The following is a 23,803-nucleotide window of genomic DNA, read 5'->3' on the forward strand; positions in this document are numbered from 1 at the left end:
ACCAGGCGTTACGACTTCACCCGGGATTTTGTGCCATCGACCGGCCCTGGCCGCATAAAATGCCGCCGATGACGAATTTCGACCAATCCCGCGAACAACGATTGCTGCTGCTGGCCTTCGCCGTTTCGCTGGCGATCCACCTGGCGGTGCTGCTGGTGCCGCGCACCGAGCGCAGCGGCGAGCAGCATGCCGCATCGCGCCTGGAGGCCCGGCTGGCGCCCAGCCGCAAGCAGGTCGAGCCGGTCGTCGAAAGCCCGCCCACGCCAGCCGCCGCCAAGACCGCCAAGGCAAAGCCCAAGACGCGCATCATGACGGCCGACAAATCGCGCAGCGCGACGCCGCAATGGAGCGTGGCGCAGAAGGCGGAAATGGACGGCTTCCTCAACGAACTGGCCGATCAGGCCAAGGCGGCGCCGAAGCCGACGCTGGCGCAACGCTCGATGGCCATGGCCCGCGAAGCCGGCCGGCAGATGGCGCGCGAGGATGCGGCTGGCGACGCGCTGCTCGAATTGCGCCCGAACGGGCCGCCGGCCAATCCCTTCAGCCTGGAAATGTATCTCGACGGGCTGGTGCGCCGCCTGAACCGCAGCGCCGGCTTCGTGAACAACGAACGCCGGCACCGCGGCGTGCAGACAGCCGCCGTCCAGTTCCGGCTGAATCCGGACGGTTCGCTGAAGTCCTTCGTCGTGCTCAATGCGGCCGATCAGGGCGAGGAAGTGGCTTTCATCAAGGCGGTCATCGAGCGCTCGGTGCCGTTTTCGCCCTTCCCGCCCGATATCGACCGGGCGGCCCGTTCGCTGGGCGTCACCATCTGCATCCGCCCCGGCCAGAACAGCGAACCGGGGTTCAGCCGGATGAGCGGCAGCCGCTGCGTTTAGTGGAGTTCAGCCGCGCAGCTCGGCCAGCGCGGCGTCGATCAATTGCCGCGAGATGCTGATCGGCTCCGGCAGCAAGGGCAGCGCATCAGGCGAGAACCATTCCGCCGCCTCGATTTCCCCGGGCTGGGGCACGATCTCGCCGCCGGCGTAATCGGCGAAGAAGGCGATCATCAGCGAATTGGGAAAGGGCCACGGCTGGCTGGCGTAGTAGCGCAGGTTGGCGACCTCGATGCCGACTTCCTCGCGCACCTCGCGCGTCACGCACTGCTCCAGCGTTTCGCCCGGCTCGACGAAGCCGGCCAGCGCGCTGTAGACGCCCGGCTTGAAGCGCGGGCTGCGCGCCAGCAGCAAGCGGTCGCCGTCGCGCACCAGCACCATGACCGCCGGCGAAATGCGCGGATAGACCAGCAGGCCGCAGGCCGGGCAATGCATGGCGTGTTCGTCCGCCCGCATCCCGGTCGGCGTGCCGCAAGCGCCGCAAAAACGATGCTGCGCCTGCCAGTCGAGGAGTTGCACGGCCCGCCCGGCCAGCGCGAAGGCCTCGCTGCCTGCCAGCTGAAAGACGGCGCGCAGGGGTATCGGCTCGCTTCCGGCAATCTCGGGCAGCTCGGCCACATCGGCGGCATAGCAGCTGGCGCCCTGCCAGTCGCCAACGCACAGCGCGCCATCGGGCAGCGCGCCATCGGGCAGCGCGCCATCGGGCAGCGCACCGAGATGCCGGCCGCTCGGGAACGGGGAGTCTGCGCCCTCGTCGACGACGATCAGCAGGCGGTTGTCGCTGCGCAGTATCCAGTAAGCGGTATCGGTCATGTCGGGGTTCCGGGCGCCGCGGCCAAAGGGGCCATTATCTGCGAAAATGCCGGCATGCCTGCACTTGCCTTTGTCGACCTCGAAACCACCGGCGCCACCGCCACCCATGACCGCATCACCGAAATCGGGATTGTCGAGGTGGATGACGACGGCTCCGTCCGCGAATGGCAGCAGCTGGTCAATCCCGGCACGCGGATTCCGCCCTTCATCGAACAGCTGACCGGCATCACCAACGACATGGTGGCCGACGCGCCGCCGTTCGAAGCGATTGCCGCCGAAACCCTGCGCCGCCTCGAGGGGCGGCTGTTCATCGCGCACAACGCCCGGTTCGACTACAGCTTCCTGAAAACCGAATTCAAGCGCCTGGGCATCGACTTCCGCAGCACCGTCACCTGCACCGTCAAGCTGTCGCGGGCCTTGTACCCCGAACACCACCGGCACAACCTCGACAGCCTGATCGAACGCCACGGACTGCAGGCCGAAGCCCGCCACCGGGCGCTGGCCGATGCGCAGCTGATCCACCAGTTCTGGCAGAAAATCCACGTCGACCGCAGCAGCGAGGCCATCGAGGCGGCCTTGCGCAAGCAGAACACCCGCCCCAGTCTGCCGCCGAACCTCGATGCCGCCAACCTCGAAGACCTGCCCGATACCCCGGGCGTCTATCTGTTTTACGGCGAAAACGATCTGCCCATCTACATCGGCAAGGCCAAGGACCTGCGCAAGCGGGTGCTGGCGCATTTCTCGGCCGATCTCCGTTCGGCGAAGGAAATGGCGCTCGCCCAGCAGGTGCGGCGCATCGACTGGATCGTCACCGCCGGCGAGATCGGCGCCCTGCTCCGGGAGTCGGCGCTGGTCAAGGAGCTGCTGCCGACGCAGAACCGCCAGCTGCGCAAGAACGAGGAAGTCTGCACCTGGACGCTGGTCGATGAAGGCGAAGGCTGGCTGCGCCCGCGACTGACGCTGGCCGACGATCTCGATTTCGGCCTCTCGACCTCGTGCTACGGCCTGTTCAAGAACAGCAAGGAAGCCAACACCGTGCTGCGCCAGCTGGTCGAAAGCCACCACCTGTGCGACATGCTGACCGGCCAGCAGCCGATCAAGGCCGGCAAGCCCTGCTTCGGCCACCAGATCCGCCGCTGCAAGGGCGCCTGCGTCGGCAAGGAGCCGCTGGCCAGGCACACCATGCGCCTGATGACGGCATTGACCGGCCTCAAGCTGGTGTCCTGGCCCTTCCCCGGCCCGGCCATCATCCGCGAGGACGACGAGGCGCACGTCATCGACGGCTGGCGCTACCTGGGTACGGCGAAGTCGGACGACGACATCCGGCAACTGCTCGACGGCGGCCGCCCGCCCTTCGACCGCGACACCTACAAGATACTGGCCAAGTACGTGGCGAAAATGAAACCGCTGGCCACGCTCAATGGCGGATTTTGAGCCGCGGGCTCGGGATTGAGATGATGCCGGCTGGCACCCGCCTGTCATGACTGTGGCACACTGGCGGCCTGTCGAACGAGGAGCCGCCATGCCTGCCGCCAAACCAGCCAAAGCCAACCCGCCCGTGAAACGCGTGGCCATCGCCTGCCAGGGCGGCGGCAGCCATACCGCCTTTACCGCCGGCGTGCTGCAAGCCCTGCTGCACGGCATCGACGCGAAAAAACACCATGTCCTGGGCCTCTCCGGCACCTCCGGCGGCGCCCTGTGCGCGGCCTTGGCGTGGACCGGGCTGCTCGAGGGCGACCCGCAGCGCGGCGCAGCCCTGCTGGAGAGCTTCTGGCAAAAGATGAGCGCCAGCCAGCTGCCCGACTTCTGGAGCAACCAGTGGATGCTCTTGCAGCAGCGCAGCCGTTCGGTACTCGGCCTGCCCGAAATCAGCCCCTATCTGCTGCCGACGAGCGGGCAGGATTTCATGGCCGACCTGCTCCGCGAACATATCCCGTTCGAGCGCCTGCCCTCGCTGATGACGCCGCATTCGCCCTGCCTGATGATCGGCGCCGTGGAGGTGCGTTCCGGCGACTTCACCGTCTTCCACTCGCACCCCTGCTCCGGGCAGCCGGGCATCACGGTCGAGGCGCTGCTCGCCTCGGCGGCGATTCCGGAAATGTTCCGCGCCGTCCATATCGGCAAGGGCATCTACTGGGACGGCCTGTTCTCGCAGAATCCGCCGATCCGCGGCTTCCTGTCCGGCAAGGAAAGCCGGGACGCCAAGCCGGATGAAATCTGGGTCATCCAGATCAACCCGGAGCGCCGCGCCGGCGAACCCATGACCGCGAACGACATCGACGACCGCCGCAACGAACTGGCCGGCAACCTGTCGCTGCACCAGGAGCTGTTCTTCGTCGACCAGACCAACGACTGGCTCCGCAAGAAATGGCTCGACGCCGCCCACATGAAGCACGTTGATGTCCGTTTCATCCGCCTCGAACTCGATCTCGACTACGCCTCCAAGCTCGACCGCAGCCCGGCCTTCATCGAACGCCTGATGGACGAAGGGCGCGACAAGGGGGCAGAATTCATCGCCCGACTGAACAAGGAAACAGCATGAGCCTTTCGTTTGCCAACCTCCGCCCGACCGGCCTCGCCGCCGCGCTGGCCCTCGCCGCCGCCCTGCCCGCCCAGGCGGAGGAAATCGACTGCGTCACCACCACCTGGAAGCTGATCGGCGCCAACCATCGCATCTGCGTCAACGCCTACGACGACCCGAAGATTCCCGGCGTCACCTGCCACGTCAGCCAGGCGCGCACCGGCGGCGTCAAGGGCAGCCTCGGCCTGGCCGAAGACCCGTCGCAGTTTTCCATCGCCTGCCGCCAGGTCGGGCCTATCGTGCTGCCGGCCAAGCTGCCGGACGACGAAGTCGTGTTCAGCGAGGACACCTCGCTGCTGTTCAAGGAAACGAAGATCCACCGCTTCCTCGACCAGAAGCGCAACGTGCTGATCTACCTGGCGATCAGCCGCCGGGTCATCGAGGGCGCGCCGGCCAATGCCATTTCGACGGTCCCCATCCAGCCCTGGGCCGGAAAGTAGTCGGGCGCCAATCAGCCTGGAGAGCCGAGCGCGGCCAGCGCCTCGGCCAGGCCGCCGGCGACCAACTTCACCGGAACGGCCAGCATCAGGTTGAGCGGCAGGCCGAAATCCTCGACATGCATGCCATCGCCGTCGACCGGGCGGCCATCAAGCAGCCCGACCGCGCCTTGCCGACGCCGCACCCGCTCGACCGTTGATTCCAGCGTATCGACATAGCCGACGACCGGCTTGCCCAGCGCCAGCGCATAACCGACCTCGACACAGGTTCCCGAATCCGGCTCGCAGCCGCGAAACGGGTTGAGATTGGCGAGCAGCGCATCGGCCTGGCGAATCAGCTCGATATTGGCGTGAAAGATGCCCGCCGCGGTGGTTTCCATCCCGTCGAGGGGAATCAGTGCGGCATGCCCGGCCTGCCGGCAGAGCGCACGCGCAGCGTCGGCCCAGCGCAGGGCATCCGGCCGAAAAACATCGGGACCGGCGAGATAAAGTTTCATGCGTCCTTGCCTCGAATAAGCGAATGTCGTCGTTGAAAATACCCTGCCGTGCAAGCACAGGTTGGCAAACAGGGCCCTCAGGGTGTATTTTCGACGTTTTTCACCCGCGAATCATCGTCCATCGGTGACGGCACATCCCGACTCACCGCATCGACCTGTCGAAAGAACCATGAAAGCCAGCTCCCTTATTCTCGCCGCCGCCCTGAGCATCCCCGCCCTCGCCAGCGCTGCCGACCCGGTCAAGTTCCAGGTCTTCCTCGATGGCGAACTGAAACACTCCGTATCGCTGGCCGGCCCCCATTCCCAATTCAAGTTCTCGCCGGAAGGCCTGGCCGACACGACGCTGGAATTCCGGCTGATCGCGCCCGAACCCCTGATCCTGGAAATGAAGGAAATCACCGCCAACGGCGCACCGCCCGAGGCCGTCGGCCGGGTTTCGCTGATCAAGCCGGGCAGCTCGGCCAGCGCTTCGGACATCAAGGGCGCCAAGTTCAAGCACGCCTACGTGGTCGTCCGCCAGGAGTAGCAAGCCGCCGCACAAGGCAAGCCAATGAAAACAGGCCGTTCGTTTGAACGGCCTGTTTGTTTTGGGATGCAGTAATCTGAGATGTCAGCCCGTCGGCCAAAGCGGGCATTGGAGTTCTCTGATTAAATCGGCCGGTATCATGGTTCAAGCAGACGCAGTAAGCTACTTATGATTAGCATTGATCTATTGATTAAACCCATGAAAGCAGTAGTGATGAGAGATTTAGGGCAAATGGGGGAAAGCACCTTCAATCTATGGTGTGCCCAAGCCGGACTCACGGCTAACGGATCGAAAGTTGATAAGACAGGTTGGGATTTTTTCGTCGAATTTCCATTTGCTGAGCGTGTCGCTCTAACTCAAATTCATGCTCCTGCACTTGAGTGCAAAGTACAGGTCAAAGCCACAGACAAAACCGACAGGAAACTGTCAATCAAGCTATCGAACTTACGCCGCCTCATCACGGCCCCAATGCCTGCATTTTTCGTGTTCATCGAATTTGACAAGAAGGATGTAGCCCAGCGTGCTTTCTTAGTGCACGTTGATGAGAGCCTGATCTCTAAGACATTAAAGCGAATTCACGAGTTGGAAAACGTCTCTGGGTGTTTTAACCACCACAAACGCTCTCTGACTATTAACTATGGCCCAGAGAATGAAATCCCCACCCTCAGAGGTGAATCCCTAAAGCGAAAGATTGAAGAGTATGTGCCCTCTGGCATGAGCGCGTACGTGGCAAACAAAAGCCAACATCTCGAATCTACAGGCTTCGAGAACGGATTCGCACAGATCACATTTAGCACCAAGGGAGAGACAAATCTGACCGATTTTATTGATGTCTCAATCGGCCTAAAGCAATCGGTCCAGATATCGAAATTCGAAAGTTTCCACACTCGATTTGGACTCAAGAGCAAAGATCCAATGATTGAAAGAGTAGATGGCATGCTCGAAATGCCGGATCTCAAGCCGACAGCTACAGGCACGATTCGATTTCGAGAAGACAGACTATCCCCTGGCCTGGTCTTTCCCTGCCGTTTTTACTCCTCCTCCCTAAATCCAATACTTCCACAGGAGCTAGTGAAATTCCGGATCGAGGCCGATTGCTTCGACATCACGATGAATCCATTCACCGGGGCCGCAAATTACAAAATGAACGCAGGGGCAGGAGTTAGGCTCCCGATCAAACAACTCAGGGACGCCATTTGCTTGATGCGAACTATTACGTCATCGGCGAAAACAATCCTGGTTGATTTTTCCCTTACAGGGATGAACACGGTGGATTTTTCTCTCAACGCAAAAGATCAACCATTTGAATATAACAAAGTGCTCGAAGCTCTCAATGCTGCTCAGAAAATTGTCAATTTCTTTGAAGTCAATGAATCAATTGATGTCTCACTTGAAGAAATTGCAACCCACGCTGACTCGATCACTCGTTTCAATTCAGTAATCGATGCTAATCCAACCCTATTTAAGTGTGACTTCTCAGTTCAAGAAGGAGGGTATGACCCCACAAAGCCCACTGCTTGTGTGTCGATGATTACAACAAAGCTTGGACGCCGTGTATTTGGTTTTATCTTCGTTATTTCTGGATCCGTGCATACGCTCGAAGACGGATGCTATTCGTTGCTAGCGAGCAACGCAAAGATAGAGCAGAGAGTAATTTCAGACGACCAAGGAATAATTCGAGCGGAGGATTTGATTCAAGCTTTTGAGGCTGTTGAGAAGATATATGACGACAATTTTGAGGTGATTACGTTGTTCGACAAGAAAAGCGGCAAGCCAACGACTTAATAACCGGTTTGGGGGGGCGACACGCTGGCGGGCTGCTTACCGGCACATTGCCGCCCGAGTAAGGCCGCTGGAGGTAGTGCCGCCTTGGCCGAACTACGGACATCTCAAACCAGCACCAAAAAAAGGCCCAAGTTGAATCCTTGGGCCTTTTTGCCATAACGCATTGGTTTATCGAGATCAGGCCAACAGCGGCCTGATACCCGTTCGCTTGATGCGGCTCAGTTCAGTTTTTCCGGGCTGCCGCAGCATTGCTTGAACTTCTTGCCGCTGCCGCACGGACACGGGTCGTTGCGGCCGATCTTGTCTTCGCTGCGCTGCACGGTGCCGCCCGAACGTTTGTTGCGCCAGAAGTTGTACAGGGTCTGCACGACGACCGGCAGGTTTTCCTGGATATCAGCCACCAGACGGGCCTCTTCGGCCGGCGGGAACCAGCGTTCGCCGTTCTTTTCGGCGTCTTCCTTGAGCATGCCGTTGAGCAGGAACATCGGCTCGAGCAGTTCGGAGAGGTCGTCGGCGTACTTGCCGGCCAGTTCGTACCAGTCGCCGGCCAGGCCGGCGCCGAAGACGTAGGAATCGGCCCAGGCCTCGAAATCGTAGTTTTCGCAGCTTTCGTCCACCGGGTAGAGGATGGGCGAGATCGTTTCGTCGGCCAGCAGCGCGGCGGCGATGTCGTTGTTCAGGCGCATCAGCAGTTCGACTGTCTCGCCCACCGCCGGATCGCCCGATTCCATGCCGTTGCCCAGCACCTCGGGCAGCCAGACGGTCGGCGGAACAGGCTCCGGGGCGCTGACGACGGCGCAGATGACCGCCTGCGCTTCATCCAGGCGCATGGCGTCGCCCTTGAATACCTCGTGTTCCAGCAGTTCTTCGAGCCGGTCGAGATCGGCATCGTTCAAAGGGTTGGGGTTCATTTGCTTTATCCTCCGGAATCCTTGAATTCTAGCCCAGTTTCCGCCTCTCCCCGGCGAATTCACCGCCCTGCGTTACGCAATCGACTCGCCATCGCGTGCGGCTGAGGCTGCCCCGCCACCCTGCCGGGACTGCATGAAACGCCCCGGCGGCACGCCGAAGGCCCGCTTGAACATGGCCGAGAAGGCTGCCTGGCTGGCATAGCCCAACTCGGCCGCGACATCGCCGAGCGGCCGGCCGCGCCCGATCATATCCAGCGCGCAGGCCAGCCTGAGCTGCTGGCGCCAGGCACCGAAACTCATCTGCAGTTCATCCCGGAACAGCCGGGCCAGGGTCCGCTCGCTGGCGCCGACCCGGACGGCCCACCCGCCCAGTGCCAGCGCCGATGCCGGCTCCGCCATCAGGGCCTCGCACAGCGCCTGCAGGCGGCGATCCCGGGGCAGCGGCAGGCCCAGCGACAAGGTCGGTGCCTGCCGCATTTCGGTGAGCAGCAGGCGGATCATCAGGTCGCGGCGTTCCGCGTCGCCGGGCGTCGCGCGCCCCACCCGGCTGAGCGACTCGATCAGGCTGCGCATGAGGTCGGAGACTTCGATGACGGTACAGGCGCCCAGGGGCAAGGGCGCGACTTCCCGCGCCACATAGACGGTGCGCAGCTCGACCTGCCCGAGCATGGCGACTTCGTGCTCGATGCCCGGCGGAATCCACACCGCCCGGAACGCCGGCGTCAGCCAGCTCGTGCCGGCCGCCGACACGCGGATCGCGCCGCGCAGCGGATAGGCCAGTTGCGCCCAGTCGTGGCTGTGCCAGGGAACGACCACATCCGGCGGCGGCTGGCGGAGATTGACCGTCAGCGGCTCGTCGAGGGTGGGCGCCCGGCGCGGTAGCGGGTCGAAGGGAAGCGATGTCAGCATTGCGATAATTTTTGTCCGACTATCGCAATACGGTCAAGGCGAAGTTTCCTACACTCGTCCTACCCAACCGAGCGCCACGCAACATGACCACCGCCACCCTGCCCCCCGCCACGCACAGCGACATCGAAACGATCAGCCTGATCGGCTTCGTGCATGCCGTCTCGCACTTCTTCCACCTCCTGCTGCCGCCGCTGTTTCCGTGGCTGATGCCGGAATTCGGCCTGAGCTTCACGGCCATCGGCGTGACGATGACGGTTTTCTTCATCGTTTCGGGCATCGGGCAGGCGACGGCGGGCTTCCTGGTCGACCGCTTCGGCGCCGCCCGCGTCCTCGGCTGCGGCATCGCCTGTTTCGCGCTGGCCGGGGTCGTGCTCCACTTCGCCACCGGCCTGCCCATGCTGATTGCCGTCGCCGCGCTGGCCGGCCTGGGCAACAGCGTCTTTCACCCGGCCGATTTCACCGTCCTCAACCGTCACGTTTCCCAGCCCCGCCTCGGCCATGCCTTCTCGGTGCACGGCCTCTCCGGCAACCTCGGCTGGGCGGCGGCGCCGATTTTCATGACCGGCATCGCCAGCGCCGCCGGCTGGCGCACGGCGGCGCTGGCGGCCAGCCTCGTCGCCCTGTGCGCCATCGCGCTGCTCTTCTGGCGCCGCGCGGCGATCACCGACACCGCGGCGCACCATGCGGAAAAAGCCCGTGAAAACGCCGGCCCGACCTTCGCCTTCCTGGGCTCGCGGGCGGTCTGGCTGTGCTTCCTGTTCTTCCTGCTCATCACCGCCGCCTTCGGCACCATCCAGAACTTCGCCAGCCCCATCCTGCAGGCCATGTACGGCCTGTCGCTGACCACGGCGGCCTTCGCCCTGTCGACCTACCTGGTCGGCAGCGCCTGCGGCATCGTCCTCGGCGGCTTTCTCGCCGAGAAGGGCGAACACGACCTGCTGATCGCCGGCGCGCTGGGCCTGGCCGCCCTGCTGGCGATCCTCCTCGCCAGCGCCATCCTGCCTGCCGGGCTGATCCTGCCGCTGATGGCCGGCATCGGCTTTTGCACCGGCATCGCCGGCCCGTCGCGCGACCTGCTGGTGCGCAAGGCGGCCACCGCCCGCTTCGGCAAGGCGGCCTACGGGCGGGTCTACGGCTTCGTCTATTCCGGCCTCGACCTCGGCCTGGCGACCGCTCCGCTGATCTTCGGCGGCCTGATGGATGCCGGGAGATTCGGCGCCGTGCTGGTCGGCATCGCCATCCTGCAAACGCTGGCCATCTTCAGCGCCCTACGCGTCGGCAAGACGGTCTAAACGACGCCGGAACGGAAGGACAGGCTGTGGGTACGCTCAATCCAGAGCAATAGTTTGGTAAAGAGCACATCGGGATCGACCGGCTTGGCGATATGGTCGTCCATTCCGGCCGCAACGCAGGTCTGGCGGTCTTCCTCGAAGGCATTCGCGGTCATGGCGAGAATGGGCGTGCTCATGTTGAGGGAGTCCTGGCGAACGGCCCTGGTGGCTTCGACACCGTTCATGTTCGGCATTTGCATGTCCATCAGGATGACCGCGTAGCGCGTGTTTTTCGCCATGCTTAGCGCCTCGGCACCATCCCTGGCGAGGCTGACCCGAAGCCCGATATCTTCCAGAAGCGCGGAAGACACTTCCTGGTTGATCGGTTCGTCCTCCACCAGGAGTATATGGGCCCCGCCGTAGTTGGCCTGCAGCCTGGCCTCGGCCGATAGATCGCAGCCCGTTTCGCTTCGTTCCGTTTCGCTGCCTTTGTCGATGTCCACGTAGAACCGGAAAGTGCTGCCTGTGCCATGCGTGCTCTCGACCTGAATTTCTCCGCCCATCATTTCCACGAGCCGCTTGCAAATGGCCAGCCCCAGCCCCGTTCCGCCATATTTCCGGGTCATCGAGCTGTCGGCCTGTTCAAAGGCCAGAAACAACCGTTTCTGCTGCTCCGCCTGAATGCCGATGCCGGTATCCCTGACCTCGCAAAGCAAACGGACGTGATTGGCCTGTTCTTCAAGAATGCGTGCCGAAACGGTGATGGAGCCCTGCTCCGTAAACTTGAGCGCATTTCCGGCAAGGTTGAGGAGCACCTGGCCAAGACGCAACGGGTCTCCCGACAAGGGGAGCGAGCGCAGCGTCTCGGGCACGTCGAAGACCAGCGCCAGGTGCTTTTCCTGCACCTTGCTGGCGATCAGGTTGTGCAGGTTGTGCAGGACATCCCCAAGCTTGAACTCGACCTGTTCGAGCGTCAGGCACCCGGCCTCGATCTTGGAAATGTCGAGGATGTTGTTGATGACGGCAAGAAGGTGCTGGGAAGAACTGTTGACCGTCTCCAGCTGATGGCGCAGCTTGGCATCGGTGGCGTGGCGCAGGGCAATGCGAACCATCCCCATGATGCCGTTCATCGGCGTTCGCAATTCATGCGACATGTTGGACAGGAAGGTGCTCTTTGCCAGGCTGGCTGCTTCCGCCGCCTCTTTGGCGAGGATCAGTCCCTTGTTTGCCTCCACCAGCTCGTGCGTCTGTTCGGCAATGATTTCCTCAAGACGGGACCGATAGTTTTCCAGTTCGGCAATGTTCTGCTTGTTTTCGGTAATGTCCAGGAAGCTTCCGATAATCCCCGCCACCAGTCCGCGCTCGTCGTAGAAGACCGCCTTGCTGTACATGACATTCCGCAACTCCCCCCGACTGTCCCGGATGACGTATTCGTAGCGCTGTGCGCTCGGATTCCGCATCAACTCCAGGTCTTTCTGGTGGTAGGTGGATGCCATTTCGTCGGGCCAGAGTTCCATCACGGTCTTGCCCTGAATGTCAGCCTCGCTAACCCCCAGCGTCTGGCAGAACATGGTGTTGCAGCCCAGATATCGCCCGGCACGGTCCTTGTAGAAAATGGCGATGGGAATGGTGTCGAGCAGCCCCTGCTTGAAGGACAGGGCCCTGAGTTCGGTATCCTGCGCCTGCTGCACGGCATCATTGAGTTCAATGAGCTCCCGCTGCCGCATCGAGCGCAGGATAGCCAGCCCCGCAATCATCATCAGTCCGCCAGCCAATATCACCCAGGCGATTTTTCCCTGCGATGCCCGGAGGATCTCGATGCGGTCGATCTTCGGGATCAGGTACCAGTCGGTGTTCTCGATCTGGCGGACGACGCCGATGATGCTGGCGTTGCGGTAATCGGTGCCGCGAATGACCTCCCCGACCCTGGCTTCGCCGCGCAGCACGCGGGCGCTCGGCAAATTGGGCGCGCTGAGCGGTTGGCGTAGCGTGTCGTTACCGGACAGGTACTTCACGGCATTGAGATAAACCACCTCGTCGCCCTCTTTCCGGAAAATGATCGTTTCCGACGAGGCGCTTGGAACAGGCCAGAAATCCAGGAACGGACCGAAAAAATCGGTGCCATGTATGCGCAGCACGACGATGCTGTCGAGACTTTCCCGGTCGCTGCCAATCGGCGCCACAAAATCCATTTGACCTTTGGTCGATGGATTGTTGCCCCGATAGATTTCGGTGCGCTGAGGGCTTCCCGTTCGAATGGCCAGCTGAATCGCCCGGGATAGTTCCGGTTCGACCGTTTCGGGAAGCTCCCCCACGCCGACAAGCAGCTTGCCCTGTCGATCGAACATCATGGCCGCGCGATATTTTAAGGCCGAGAGATACTGCCCCAGCAAGCCCCGCAACTCGGCCTCGGCGGGCAAGTATCCGTCATCCTTCCAGTGCTGGCGTAGTTCGGCGAATCGCTTGCGGCCGGAAAGAATCGTGGCATCGCCGGTACGCCCTTCCAGCCACTGGGCCAGCTGTCGGGACTTGAGATCCGCCACCGCTTGAAGACGGGCGATGTGCTCGGTCTCCTCGGCATGGAAAGCGCTAAACATGCCTACGCAGGTCAGCGCAAGAACCGTCAACACATGCCCAATTTGCCAGTAATGCCATCGAAGATTGAACTGACCGAGTTGCACAGAAAATTCCGGAAATACAGCGAATTAATTATTTTATTATATTTACAACATAATCCAAAATAACTAGCAAAAATTGGTTTGTCGGTTTTGCAGAATGCCGCGAACTACAGCCCCCGCGCCCAGGCCGGCCGCAGACGGGCCGCTTCGGGCGCGGCGACGGCCTGGCGCACCTGCTGCAACAGCCGCTCCTTGTCGGCGCCCAGTGTCCCCTTGAGAACCAGCCAGTTCGAGGCATGGTCGCTGCGGAAGACCGTTCGCTCCAGTTCCAGGCCGGACAGGAAGCGTTCCATCTCGACGAACAGTTCGTGCTGGCCCAGCGGCTCCCAGCCGGGGAAGCCGGCGCGCAGGCGGCCTTCGCCCGTGGGAAAGCTGACCACCAGCGTCGCCAGGTACTCCGGCTGCGTGGCGTTGGCGAGGCGTGCCGAGTTGTCGGCGTGCTGCGCCGACAGAAGCTTGCCACCCAGGCCGTTGAGGATCATCACCGAACGGGTGATGCCGGCATTGCCCAGCTTGTCCAGCGCAGCGCAGGTGCTGTCGAAAGTTTCGCCCTTCTGGACGGCGGCCAGCACCTGGTCGTCGCCGGATTCGGCCCCGACGTAGACCATCTTCAGGCCGGCGGCGGCCAGCTCGTCGATTTCCTGCTGGCTCTTCTTGCGCAGGTTGCGCGGCAGGCAGTACGACGAAATGCGACGAACGGCCGGCAGGTGCGCGCGAATCGCCTCGAGGATGGCGAGCAGGCGCCGGGTGGGCAGCACCAGCGCATCGCCATCGGCCAGGAACACCCGGCGCACCTGGTCGCCGTAGCGCTCGCCAGTCAGGCGTATGCTCTCCAGCACCTCGTCCGCTTCGCGCGCCTTGAATTTCTTCTGCGGCGCGGTGTACATCTCGCAGAAGGTGCACTGGTTCCACGAACAGCCGTCGGTGACCGGCAGGATCAGCGACTCCGCCTCGCTCGGCGGGCGGAATACCGGCTCGACGTAGCGGATCGGAATCACGCCGCGCCGGCCTTGGCGATGAAGGCCGGCGGGACTGCGGCCGGCTTGCGCTCGCCGTAGTCGAAGAACATGATCCCGTGCTTGCCGCGCGCCACTTCCCGTCCGCTCGCCTTGTCGGCCAGTTGCCAGACCAGGTCGCAGCCGTACTTGTTGAAATCGTTGGCGGCCATGCTGACGACCAGCGTTTCGCCGTGAAAGGCTTCGGAACGATACTGGGCGGCCACGTCGGCGACGATGATGCCGACGCCCTCGACATCGAGTTCGGTATAGCCGAGGAACTTGAAGAAGCGGACCCGCGCTTCGGAAACGAGCGACATCAGCTGGGCGTTGTCGAGGTGATGCCCGTAGTTGATGTGGCCGATGTAGATGGTGATGTCGGTCGAGAACGGGAATGCGTCGGGGAGTTCGATCTTGATGCGGGGCATGGTTCTGGCGCCGGAGAGGAAAAAGGGAATTCTAGGGCTTGCGGCGTAGAATCGGGTAACCATCGGAGATTGCCATGAAACAGATCGACCACAGCCGCCTCGACCAGATCGTCCTCGACGCCCGCAAGGCGGCAGATGCCCGCGCCGAGGGCTACCGCGAAAAGGCGCTCAAGATTTACCCGTGGATCTGCGGCCGTTGCGCCCGCGAATTCACCCACGCCAACCTGCGCGAACTGACCGTGCATCACCGCGACCACAACCACGACAACAACCCGGCGGACGGCAGCAACTGGGAACTGCTATGCCTCTACTGCCACGACACCCACGAACAGGAATATGTGGACATACACCCCTCGTGTTTTATATTGTGGACATGCACGACATCGGGAGTGAGCATTGATGGATACAACAGGCAGTTCGGAAGGCTGCCCAGCAGGGCAGACGACGCACGTCGAAGGGCAGCAGCCCGTAGGCGTGTTGGTCGAGACCGCACGCGACCAAAGTGTTCTTGACTGGCTTATTCGACAAGTCGGGAAGGACGCGATTGCTGAAGCAGTTAGCCGCTTAGTAGGACATCGGCGTCCCTACGTGTCCAATGTTGCCAGGGCGCTTGGCCTTACACCGCCGCCCGACCTAGTGCTTTCCTGTCCCGAGGACGTGCAACGCCATCTTGCGCAATGCAAGGCCATTCTGAGCGGTGGTAAGCAGTAATGCCCCCAACTGTAATGGTTGGCGCCACGTTTTGAGACGCTGCGATGGCCAACCTTGAGTACATTGATTTCAAGCCCCTCAGAGAAGTCATTGATGACTGTTCGCTGACATGGGAATCCGATAGGCTGTCGCGTCCTATTCCACGGTTGCCTCAACTATTCTGGAAAAACGGCGAAGGATGGGCCGAAGCCAACCACTGGGCGTTAGAAAAGGCGACGTCGCTCAAAACTGACATAGAGACGGTGAAGGCGCTCATGAAGCATCTATATGCCTATGCCCGTTTCCTTGAAGAGAAAGCGCTTGATTGGAGGCATTTCCCCGTGCGGCTTGCCGACCGAGCTATCGTGCTTTTCCGCGGCCACCTCATCGAGCAAATAAACCACGGCAGCTTAGCCTCCAGCACTGCTCGAGCACGCATGGCGGCGACCATCCAATTCTATCGCCATGCCGACGCACATGGCTTCGTAAGGCTCGAATCTCCAATGTGGACGGATAGGTCCGTCGTCATTCCATTCTATGACGCTACAGGATTCAAACGTGCCATGGTACGGGCAACTACAGACCTTGCCATTCCGAATAGGAGCCGGCCTGGCATTACACTCGAGGATGGCTTAACTCCATTGCGTACCGAACATATGGAGCAATTACTGTGGTTTACCTCCAATGAGGGGTTGGATGAACTCCACCTAATGCTCCTCACCGGATTCTTTACCGGTGCTCGCATTGGAACCATCACAACTCTAAGTATTGGCAATCTTGAGCGGGCATTGCCCGACCCTTTCATGAAAGGTTTTTTCCTCCTTCGCATAGGTCCGGGCACTGGGGTTGCTACCAAGTTCGATGTCGAGGGAGACCTTCTGATTCCAGATTTTCTGCTCGCCGCACTCAAAGCCTATGCTTACTCTCCGCATCGGTTGCTTCGGGAAAGCAAGGCCTCCCGGAGGCATCGCTCGATATTATTCTTGACGAAATACGGCGCTCCTTACACGCAAGGCTCGATTGGTCGGCTCATGACCAACTTGCGTCGGTCTGCAGTTAGCGCAGGACTAAAGTTCATGGAGCGATTCAAGTTCCATCAAACGCGCGCTACTTACGGCACATGGCTGATGCGCCTCGCATTGAGTGTTACCACAGAGGCCAATGCTATTGAACTGGTCAAAGGTGCAATGCTGCACAAGCACGAGTCGATAACCTTTGGTTATGTTCGTTTTATTGGAGTATCCAAAGGAAAGGCCGAAGCCGCAGAGGCATTCACCAAAGCTTTTACGGGACTAAGCGGCAGAAATTGGAACGCCATTCATGCCTGAAGGCTGGCAACTCCCTGACCTGACATTTCCCATGGTTAAACTTGGCCGAAGGGAGACGCCATGGGACCTCAAGCCATTGCTTTACCGAGGAGGCGCTGCGGCAAATGTCGGAAAAGTAGCAGCATTAGTCAGAACGGGCGAGCTAGGCGTTCCTCAGTTCGAGCGACTTAAACTGGTTCAGTCGCTGCATGAGTCCATTACAGGCAAACTGGTCGGTGGTGGCAGCAAGACAACTCAAGCCAGCACTCTCGATAACTTGCGTGCATTCTTTGCATGGGCCGAGGATGCGAATCATCCTCTGACACTTGAGACTGTGGCTGCAACCTACCTGCACTGGACGGATGCTCTTTTGCGCAGGGTACGAGTTGTCAAAGACATCACTAAAAATTCGGCATACACCGAAGCCCTGCGAGTCAGCGGCATTCTGGACTTGGTATTACTGCGTTCCACACCATTGATTCAATTGTCACGGTTAGACAAACCTCCGAAGTGCAAGACCGTGCATGGTGTGAAAGCCGACAAGCAAAACCTTGAGTGGACGTTTTCATTTGGACACATGCTTCAGGATATTTGCGACAACCTTTCGATTAGTGCGATATGGGGACCCTTACCGGTTGTCATAACTCTTCGCAGTGGCAATGTCTTGGAAGAATGGTCAAAACTAAAACCGGCGGATACCAGAATATCTGCCAAGCGGGATACCGAAAGTCGGCGTAACAATGCAAGAGTATCGGATAAAACTCGGGCCGCCCATGCCAATGACCGGACACTACGCACACGCTACCCCCTAACCAATCTTCGGGTCGAAGCGGAATTGCTGATGTTTATTGGGCAGACCGGCATGAATTTGGGGCAGGCCTACAAACTAAAGCTACGAAATTTCTTTTTTTCATCAGATATTGACGGTTACAAAGTTAAGGACCGAAAAAGTCGACGGGGCGGTGAGGTTCTTTTTGAAATATACAAGGAGTATCGGGCCCATTTCGAACGCTACTTGGACTGGCGCCGAGAGATATTCCCCGAAGATGAGCGACTATTTCCTTTCGTAACTCAAAGCCGAAGTGCTACGAGGGCAACTCCTTTCAGCAGAATTCGAACAACATGCAAAAAGCTCGGACTTTCGTATATAGCACCTTCGGTTCTACGGAAAACCAGGATTAACTGGCTACTGCGTAGAAGTGGGGACCCGGACCTTACGGCGGAGATGGCGCAACACACCAAGGAAACATTGCTCACCGTGTATGAAGAGCCCAGTCTTCAACGTGCCATGGGCGAAATAATGCGTTTCTGGGCTCAGTCAGACCCAGCTTTGGTCCGCACCACTCCTGTCGCTCCAGGGGAATGCAACGGAACCCCTGCACCGGTGAAAAACATACCCAATGATGCGCCTACGCCGGATTGTATTCGGGCCTCAGGGTGCCTATGGTGCGAACATCACCGCGACATTGATACGCAGGACTACGTCTGGTCGCTAGGCTGTTTTCGACATCTCAAAATAATAGAACTGAGCAAGTACCGCGCCCCGGAAATTGGGGCAGAAAAACATCCGGCAGAGCACGCGGTAAATCGCCTTAGCGACAAACTTGGATGGTTCCGGCAATCCAACGAACTTCGTAAAGGCTGGGTCGAAGAGACCTTGGCCCGCATAGAAGAAGGCAACTATCACCCCGATTGGGTGCGTTTGATTGAGGACGAGGAAGGGCGGGCTTCATGACTGTTGCCTTGGAAGAGCTTGGGTTTGGGTTAAATGTGGACTGGATAACCCCCCTCTCCCGTTGTTACCGTCCGTCCTGTTGGCCTCCAGCAAGAGACTGGGTCGTCAGCGAAGATAGGAGCGGTCGTGTCATTTCCCGCTGGGGAGACCATAAATGGGACTTCAGCCATATTGCAGGGAAACCGGTCTCACTCAATTTTGGCGATGGTCCGGTAAAGGCAGCTATGTCTATAGACCCGGCAAATGCCGACTTACTTCGCTTTATCGTCACGTGGTTCCTGTGGGGACATCCATCTGTAAATACGGTGAGCAACTTGGTCCAAGCTTTTCAAAGCATTCGGCCCATCGTTGCGTTATGCAGCAAAAATGGGATATTGGCTAGTAATTTGATGCGCTTTCCGAAGGTGCTTGAACAGGTTCCCAGCATAATTGCACCAAGCGCTTACAGCACCACAATCACTCGTTTGCATAGACTCCTGGATGCTCGAGAAAAGCTTGGATTTCTCTTGTTCGACACCGAAGGTCTACAACGACTCGCGCTAGCATGTCCTGACCATATGTCTGTACAAACAGCATATATCCCGCCACGCATCTGGACATATCAGGTTACTCGCTTACGAGAATGCTTGGATGATTACCTTAAGCATCGCCAGTCTATTGAGGATTGCTTTAATTTTTGCTTGGATGCCTATGCGCACAACAGCGGCTCTCTTCCCAATGCACTGACAACCAAACTTATTCAAAGTCGGCAACCGTTTACGGCCTCAAACGCAGCGCGTATGACCGCAGGGTTGTTTTACGGCCCATTTCAAATAACAGCTAAACGATTTGAAATCCATGAGCTGCTAGGGAAGTGGTTGGATGGCTGTGACAACCGGATTGATTTACGAAAGTTAAGCTCATACCTAACTCTGATTCAATGGGTTGGATTGGCATATATCGCAAACTTCTCGCTGCAACGCGTTGAAGAAGTCGCTACACTTCGAGCAGATTGCCTACGGTTCGAAATTGACGAAAAATTTGGTCAAATTCCCATCATTTGTGGGGAGACCACAAAGACTATTCAAGATAGCGACGCACGTTGGCCAACCAGTCCGAGCGTTCAGATAGCCATCGAGGCTATGAGCCATGTGACTTATCTACGAATGCGCTGTATCAGGGTTCATCCTTGGATTTCGTCGACCGCCGATGAACTTGACAATCCCTATTTATTCATAAAGTCATTCGAGCCCTGGTCCCCTAAACCAAAGACACAGCATTACTCACTCAACAGACCGGTGAGTGACTATCAGGCAGTGGTCAATAAGATGTTCCCCAAGCTATTCGACCTCCAGGAACTCACAATCACCGAAGCTGACCTCAAGGTGGCGCGCATGCTAACGCCAAATCTCCCAGAGGATGAGTTTGTAGTTGGAAAGGTCTGGCCCTTGGCTTGGCACCAACTTCGCCGCACGGGAGCAGTCAATATGTTTGCCTCGGGCATGCTTTCAGACTCTTCCATGCAGTTTTTGATGAAGCATTCGTCACGACTAATGCCGCTCTACTATGGCCGGGGGTACACCAAGCTGCACCTTAACGAAGAAGTCGAAGGTTTGGTTACCACGGCTATGTATGAAGTCATGGCCAAATCAATGCTTGCTGCAATGGGCGAGCGTTTCGTATCCCCTCATTCTGCCGACCAGAAGCAAGCCATCGTCGTGAATCTTATAGGTGATAAAGACGCCAAGGCTCTGGCTAGGGCAGCGCGACGTGGAGAAGTGCATTACCGGGAGACGCGGCTTGGCGCCTGTACAAGCCGGACTCTTTGTAGCTATGGCGGAATCGAATCAGTATCCCGCTGTGCGGGTGGCGACGGCAAGAAACCTTGCGCTGATGTACTGTACGACCGCGCAAAGACACCAACCATCGAGACGGACCTGGAACGTGTTAATCAAGCCCTTGAACGCTTACCTCCGGGCAGTCCTCGGCATAACGCCTTGCTTATGGAACGTCAGGGATTGGAGAATTTCCTAAATGTTGTCAGAAGTTGAACTTACCGCGGAACAACGCTTTCACCAGGCCTTTGAGCGCCTAAAAGCCAATGAACCGCAGGTACTGGTAAGAAATACGCCGGTCAGTCAGAACAACGTGGCCAAGGAAGCGGGGTGTGACCCATCGGCATTGCGAAAGTCTCGGTTTCCATCCCTGGTGCGCGAAATTCAAGCTTACGTTGAGCTACACAAGGATGAACTCCCATCGAAACGTCAGACGCTGCTCAAACAGCGAGCGATTAGGCAGAAGCAGCGGGACCAACTGGCTGACGTTATCCGTCAGCGTGACGCGGCTTTATCCCAAATTGCCAGTGCAAACAGACGCGTGGTCGAGCTTTCGGAGGAGGTTAAGATGTTGAGGCTTCGTCTTGAGGAGTTTAAGCCACCCCCATCCCCAATATGTCGCTGATGGCATTTTGCATTGTGTATGGCCTATTAGCGGCGCCTTTTCCGCTCTCGCCTCGCTTCTTTTTCCGCTTGGTGCCACGCGGCTCTGTTCAATGGAATACTATCTTCGCCAAGGTAGGTGAGCCTAAATCACTAACGCAGAAAGCGTGGTGCCCTGAGCAGTAGCGCCCTCAGCGCGTGACGCGAACGGAGCGAAAGACCTCACTAAGCTGCACAGCCGCCGCGCGCCTATCGCCCATGTCCACGAGTCTGTCTAGTGCTCTCAAGAGCTTCTGCGCCATCGCCAAAGGCATGGGTTGTTGACGCTCACTGAAGCGCTGAATCAGCCCCGACAGCCGCCCTGGCAACTGAGTATTGCGCCATCCCGGAGGAGTTCCTTCTCCGACCAGAAGGTGCTCAAGGTTGTCGACGAAGTGCTGAACTGGGTAGTGCTCGAAGCTGCTTTCGCAGAGGTTCATCCATGCGCGAGCAACGAAAGTAACAGCCCCGTGGGCGCGCAGTATCGGCTCGAAAATTGGAATCACAGCTCCAACTTCGGCCCAGTTTCGATTCGCAAAGCGAACTGCCCCACCTGCATACCCGAGGTCGGCGAAGAACAGGTGCTTCACGATGTCGACGAAGTCCTGCTCCGAGTGCCCGCCGTGACCAGCGTGGCGCCAGTCCCCATAGGCCAGAACGCGCTGCGCGACGACAGAGAGTAACTGCAGAGCGTTCTGGGGAATCTCTGGGCTGTCCATCACCTGGGCAATCAGATGCCCTGTAAACCACTCACCGAGGCTAGCGAAGGTCTCGTCGTTGGTGGCCATGGCCGGTTGGAGGAATCGCCGTGTGCCTTCCTCTACGGGCAGTTTCAGCGAGACCCGCGCCAGGAATCGGTAGAGATGACTACGCCACTCGAAGTAATCTGGGCCGTAAGTATCATCAAGGTCTCGCCGGCTTCTCGCCCAATCAGGTGCGATTCGCTCAATGGTCCACTTGGCCAAGCCCTCACACCAGTCTAGGAGTAGCGCGGCGTGCGCTTGGTCCGCCAATGAGCCTTCTATGGGGATGACCTGCAGAACCTTCTCGAGAAATGAGGTGTCCACGTGCACAGGGTTGACCCGCCACTCGGCATCGACAGTGCGACCACGTCGCCTGCGAGCTTGAACAGCCTCGCCGTCAGTAACCAGCACCCAGGGCTCAGGCCACGTGGGTAGGGGGCCAGCCACAGGCGCTCCATCTTGAAGACGTTGAAGTTCCTCGGTGACGACCCTCTGGATTCGCTCGTAGTGTCGTTCCTCTGCGCCTCCTTCTGGACCATACTGCACCTCGAAGAGCGCTAGCTCCGTAGCCAACCGCATCGCTGCCCACGCGATATCCGGATACCGCGGCCAAGCACCCAGCAAGGCACCGAATGCCGCAATTGCGATTTCCTCGTAGGGATGGGCGCACAGCTCAGAGAGGAAAAACTGCAGCGGCTTGACGTCCTCGTCGTCATCAGCAACCGCAAACAATGCGCCCATCCCCTTGGTGGCGTAGAGCACAGGATGGTGCATGAGCTTCACGCTGCGGGTGAAAAACGGTTGCGGCACCTCAGGCGTCTGCGCAGCACGAGCGCACACTTCACCTGCCCATTCCAGGTGCGCTTCAGCCTTCTCAAGCAAGAGGATTGCAGCTACACCAGCAACAGCCGATTGCCGATGGTGTGCCAGCTCCGTGTGTTCATGTCCGGTGGCGAAAAGGTCTTCGAAGTCGAGCTCCTTTGCCGCTCTTGCAGCAGCTTCGAGCGTAAGTGACTCCTTAAGCATTCCGTCATCAAAGTAGGAGTAGGCCCAGTTTAGAAGAGTGAGATAGCGCCCCATCTCGCTGTGCCGGGCTTGTATCGTCTGAATGTCCTCACCTGTCGCCTTGGGATTCTCATGGGAGATGACAACCTTGGATTCATCCGGGCTAAGCTCCGCACGATAGTTCTCTGGCTTGCCAAGCTCCGCCCATATCTCTGCCGTTCTGGCGAGGTCCGAACGCACTTCAGCGCTTTTACGTTGCTCAGCGTAGTCAAAGGGCAGGTCCCCCGAGAAGCCTCGGATAGCCGCAGCAGCTTGTGCCCCTAGCTCACCTCCCCTGAGCACCATGAGAGTAGCGAGCGAGCGGATGTCTGCGCGGCGAACCGGCCGTTCGTTGCCTTCCTTCACCGCCAAGCCGTGAGGTATATCCTGCGGCTTGATAAACCCGATAAGGTTCGCTGTCTGCGTCATGTCCTGCACCTGGCGCCGAATATCCCAGTGCCAAAGCCGTTGATTCGTCGCGATGGGCAGAGTAATTGCTGACGTGCGTTGCGCCTCCAGGGCGATGGCAGCGGCAACAGCGAGGGCACCTACGGACCTGTGCCCTTCCAAGACTGCCTTGAGGATGTCGTCAACTGGAGTGCCTTTCTCAAGCTCACGGAACGCCCACGCTTCAAGAGCCATCCAGCCTGAGTTGACGGAAGATGGCCCGAAGCTTCCACGTGCCCCCAAGTAGAGGCGGCTGTCGCCCCAGAACACTTGCCTGCCCCAAGGGAACTGCATAATGAGTGGGATAGGTGTTCCATCCTTTTCGTGGGAGAGCCGATGCAGCTGTCGCCATGACCGAATGGCATGGTTGGCAACCTCACGAACCAGTCTCCTACCCTGGTCCGGTGCTTGCTGCAGCAGCGAGTGGAAGGGCTCCCTCGTGGGAGCCGCAGGGAAGAAGGAGAAGTGGTCGTCGATGGAGAGATGGTTCCATTCGAAGTGGCCGAAGCTGTCCGAACGAACCTTGCTGCACGGAGACATGTCTGACGACGCGGCCCGGCAGGCCAGGGGCAGTCGTCTCGCAGAGCAGCGCTGCTGCATATACCGAAGAAACAGCATCCTCGAAGCTGTAGCCTTGGCCGCCGGTCAGTTCGGGCGAAGTACCACTTGGCGCTG

20 protein-coding genes are annotated in these 23,803 nt (G+C 59.4%); 12 read left to right on the plus strand and 8 right to left on the minus strand.

Features of this window, described 5'->3' with window-relative positions:
- Positions 1 to 68 precede the first annotated feature (68 nt).
- On the plus strand, positions 69 to 878 hold the full coding sequence (locus tag Q0P59_RS06305; protein ID WP_295004721.1) for a hypothetical protein: 810 nt from the start codon (positions 69 to 71) through the stop codon (positions 876 to 878).
- Between the two features lie 6 nt (positions 879 to 884).
- Here the strand turns inward: Q0P59_RS06305 and nudC are convergent, their stop codons facing one another.
- Entirely contained in the window at positions 885 to 1,688 is an 804-nt protein-coding gene (gene nudC, locus Q0P59_RS06310; RefSeq protein WP_295004722.1) for an NAD(+) diphosphatase, read from the minus strand.
- A gap of 54 nt (positions 1,689 to 1,742) precedes the next feature.
- On the opposite strand from nudC, the gene Q0P59_RS06315 reads away from it, so the two are divergent.
- The 3 genes from Q0P59_RS06315 (at position 1,743) to Q0P59_RS06325 (ending at position 4,709) form a co-directional block, all read left to right on the plus strand.
- Positions 1,743 to 3,122, plus strand: coding sequence for a 3'-5' exonuclease family protein (locus tag Q0P59_RS06315; RefSeq protein WP_295004723.1), 1,380 nt, complete (start codon positions 1,743 to 1,745; stop codon positions 3,120 to 3,122).
- Positions 3,123 to 3,210: 88 nt separating this feature from the next.
- A complete protein-coding gene (locus Q0P59_RS06320) occupies positions 3,211 to 4,230 on the plus strand; it encodes a patatin-like phospholipase family protein (protein ID WP_295004724.1) in 1,020 nt (339 codons plus the stop codon).
- The gene (locus tag Q0P59_RS06325) at positions 4,227 to 4,709 is read left to right on the plus strand and encodes a CreA family protein (protein WP_295004725.1); all 483 of its coding nucleotides are present in this window, start codon (positions 4,227 to 4,229) and stop codon (positions 4,707 to 4,709) included. The genes Q0P59_RS06320 and Q0P59_RS06325 overlap by 4 nt, the downstream gene beginning before the upstream one ends.
- A gap of 11 nt (positions 4,710 to 4,720) precedes the next feature.
- On the opposite strand, the gene Q0P59_RS06330 is transcribed toward Q0P59_RS06325, so the two are convergent.
- Positions 4,721 to 5,203, minus strand: coding sequence for a nucleoside 2-deoxyribosyltransferase (locus Q0P59_RS06330; protein ID WP_295004726.1), 483 nt, complete (start codon positions 5,201 to 5,203; stop codon positions 4,721 to 4,723).
- 169 nt (positions 5,204 to 5,372) lie between these two features.
- Between Q0P59_RS06330 and Q0P59_RS06335 the strand changes: the two genes are divergently transcribed.
- Complete coding sequence (locus Q0P59_RS06335; RefSeq protein ID WP_295004727.1) at positions 5,373 to 5,729, plus strand: hypothetical protein; 357 nt, start codon at positions 5,373 to 5,375, stop codon at positions 5,727 to 5,729.
- Between the two features lie 168 nt (positions 5,730 to 5,897).
- On the plus strand, positions 5,898 to 7,514 hold the full coding sequence (locus Q0P59_RS06340; RefSeq protein WP_295004728.1) for a hypothetical protein: 1,617 nt from the start codon (positions 5,898 to 5,900) through the stop codon (positions 7,512 to 7,514).
- A gap of 218 nt (positions 7,515 to 7,732) precedes the next feature.
- Here the strand turns inward: Q0P59_RS06340 and Q0P59_RS06345 are convergent, their stop codons facing one another.
- Positions 7,733 to 8,425, minus strand: coding sequence for a UPF0149 family protein (locus Q0P59_RS06345; RefSeq protein ID WP_295004729.1), 693 nt, complete (start codon positions 8,423 to 8,425; stop codon positions 7,733 to 7,735).
- A gap of 72 nt (positions 8,426 to 8,497) precedes the next feature.
- Complete coding sequence (locus Q0P59_RS06350; protein ID WP_295004731.1) at positions 8,498 to 9,334, minus strand: helix-turn-helix transcriptional regulator; 837 nt, start codon at positions 9,332 to 9,334, stop codon at positions 8,498 to 8,500.
- Between the two features lie 83 nt (positions 9,335 to 9,417).
- Between Q0P59_RS06350 and Q0P59_RS06355 the strand changes: the two genes are divergently transcribed.
- On the plus strand, positions 9,418 to 10,626 hold the full coding sequence (locus Q0P59_RS06355; RefSeq protein ID WP_295004733.1) for an MFS transporter: 1,209 nt from the start codon (positions 9,418 to 9,420) through the stop codon (positions 10,624 to 10,626).
- Here the strand turns inward: Q0P59_RS06355 and Q0P59_RS06360 are convergent.
- The 3 genes from Q0P59_RS06360 to Q0P59_RS06370 form a co-directional block, all read right to left on the minus strand.
- A complete protein-coding gene (locus Q0P59_RS06360) occupies positions 10,623 to 13,286 on the minus strand; it encodes an ATP-binding protein (protein WP_295004735.1) in 2,664 nt (887 codons plus the stop codon). The two genes, Q0P59_RS06355 and Q0P59_RS06360, sit on opposite strands and share 4 nt — an antisense overlap.
- A gap of 104 nt (positions 13,287 to 13,390) precedes the next feature.
- On the minus strand, positions 13,391 to 14,281 hold the full coding sequence (locus Q0P59_RS06365) for a radical SAM protein (RefSeq protein WP_295004737.1): 891 nt from the start codon (positions 14,279 to 14,281) through the stop codon (positions 13,391 to 13,393).
- The gene (locus Q0P59_RS06370; protein ID WP_295004739.1) at positions 14,278 to 14,706 is read right to left on the minus strand and encodes a thioesterase family protein; all 429 of its coding nucleotides are present in this window, start codon (positions 14,704 to 14,706) and stop codon (positions 14,278 to 14,280) included. The genes Q0P59_RS06365 and Q0P59_RS06370 overlap by 4 nt, the downstream gene beginning before the upstream one ends.
- Before the next feature lie 74 nt (positions 14,707 to 14,780).
- Here Q0P59_RS06370 and Q0P59_RS06375 point away from each other — a divergent pair, with 74 nt between their 5' ends.
- The 5 genes from Q0P59_RS06375 (at position 14,781) to Q0P59_RS06395 (ending at position 20,877) form a co-directional block, all read left to right on the plus strand.
- Positions 14,781 to 15,218, plus strand: coding sequence for a YajD family HNH nuclease (locus tag Q0P59_RS06375; protein ID WP_295004741.1), 438 nt, complete (start codon positions 14,781 to 14,783; stop codon positions 15,216 to 15,218).
- A gap of 243 nt (positions 15,219 to 15,461) precedes the next feature.
- Positions 15,462 to 16,724, plus strand: coding sequence for a hypothetical protein (locus tag Q0P59_RS06380; protein WP_295004743.1), 1,263 nt, complete (start codon positions 15,462 to 15,464; stop codon positions 16,722 to 16,724).
- Positions 16,717 to 18,438, plus strand: coding sequence for a hypothetical protein (locus Q0P59_RS06385; RefSeq protein WP_295004745.1), 1,722 nt, complete (start codon positions 16,717 to 16,719; stop codon positions 18,436 to 18,438). The genes Q0P59_RS06380 and Q0P59_RS06385 overlap by 8 nt, the downstream gene beginning before the upstream one ends.
- Positions 18,435 to 20,468: a hypothetical protein gene (locus tag Q0P59_RS06390; protein ID WP_295004747.1), complete on the plus strand. Its 2,034-nt coding sequence runs from the start codon at positions 18,435 to 18,437 to the stop codon at positions 20,466 to 20,468. Before Q0P59_RS06385 ends, Q0P59_RS06390 begins: the two co-directional genes overlap by 4 nt.
- Entirely contained in the window at positions 20,452 to 20,877 is a 426-nt protein-coding gene (locus Q0P59_RS06395; protein ID WP_295004750.1) for a hypothetical protein, read from the plus strand. Before Q0P59_RS06390 ends, Q0P59_RS06395 begins: the two co-directional genes overlap by 17 nt.
- Before the next feature lie 169 nt (positions 20,878 to 21,046).
- Here Q0P59_RS06395 and Q0P59_RS06400 read toward each other — a convergent pair whose 3' ends face one another.
- Positions 21,047 to 23,398 carry a hypothetical protein gene (locus Q0P59_RS06400; RefSeq protein WP_295004752.1) on the minus strand — a complete coding sequence of 784 codons (2,352 nt, stop codon included), beginning with the start codon at positions 23,396 to 23,398 and terminating at the stop codon, positions 21,047 to 21,049.
- Positions 23,399 to 23,803: the final 405 nt, after the last annotated feature.

The organism is uncultured Dechloromonas sp. (assembly GCF_945957265.1).
Classification (GTDB): domain Bacteria; phylum Pseudomonadota; class Gammaproteobacteria; order Burkholderiales; family Rhodocyclaceae; genus Azonexus.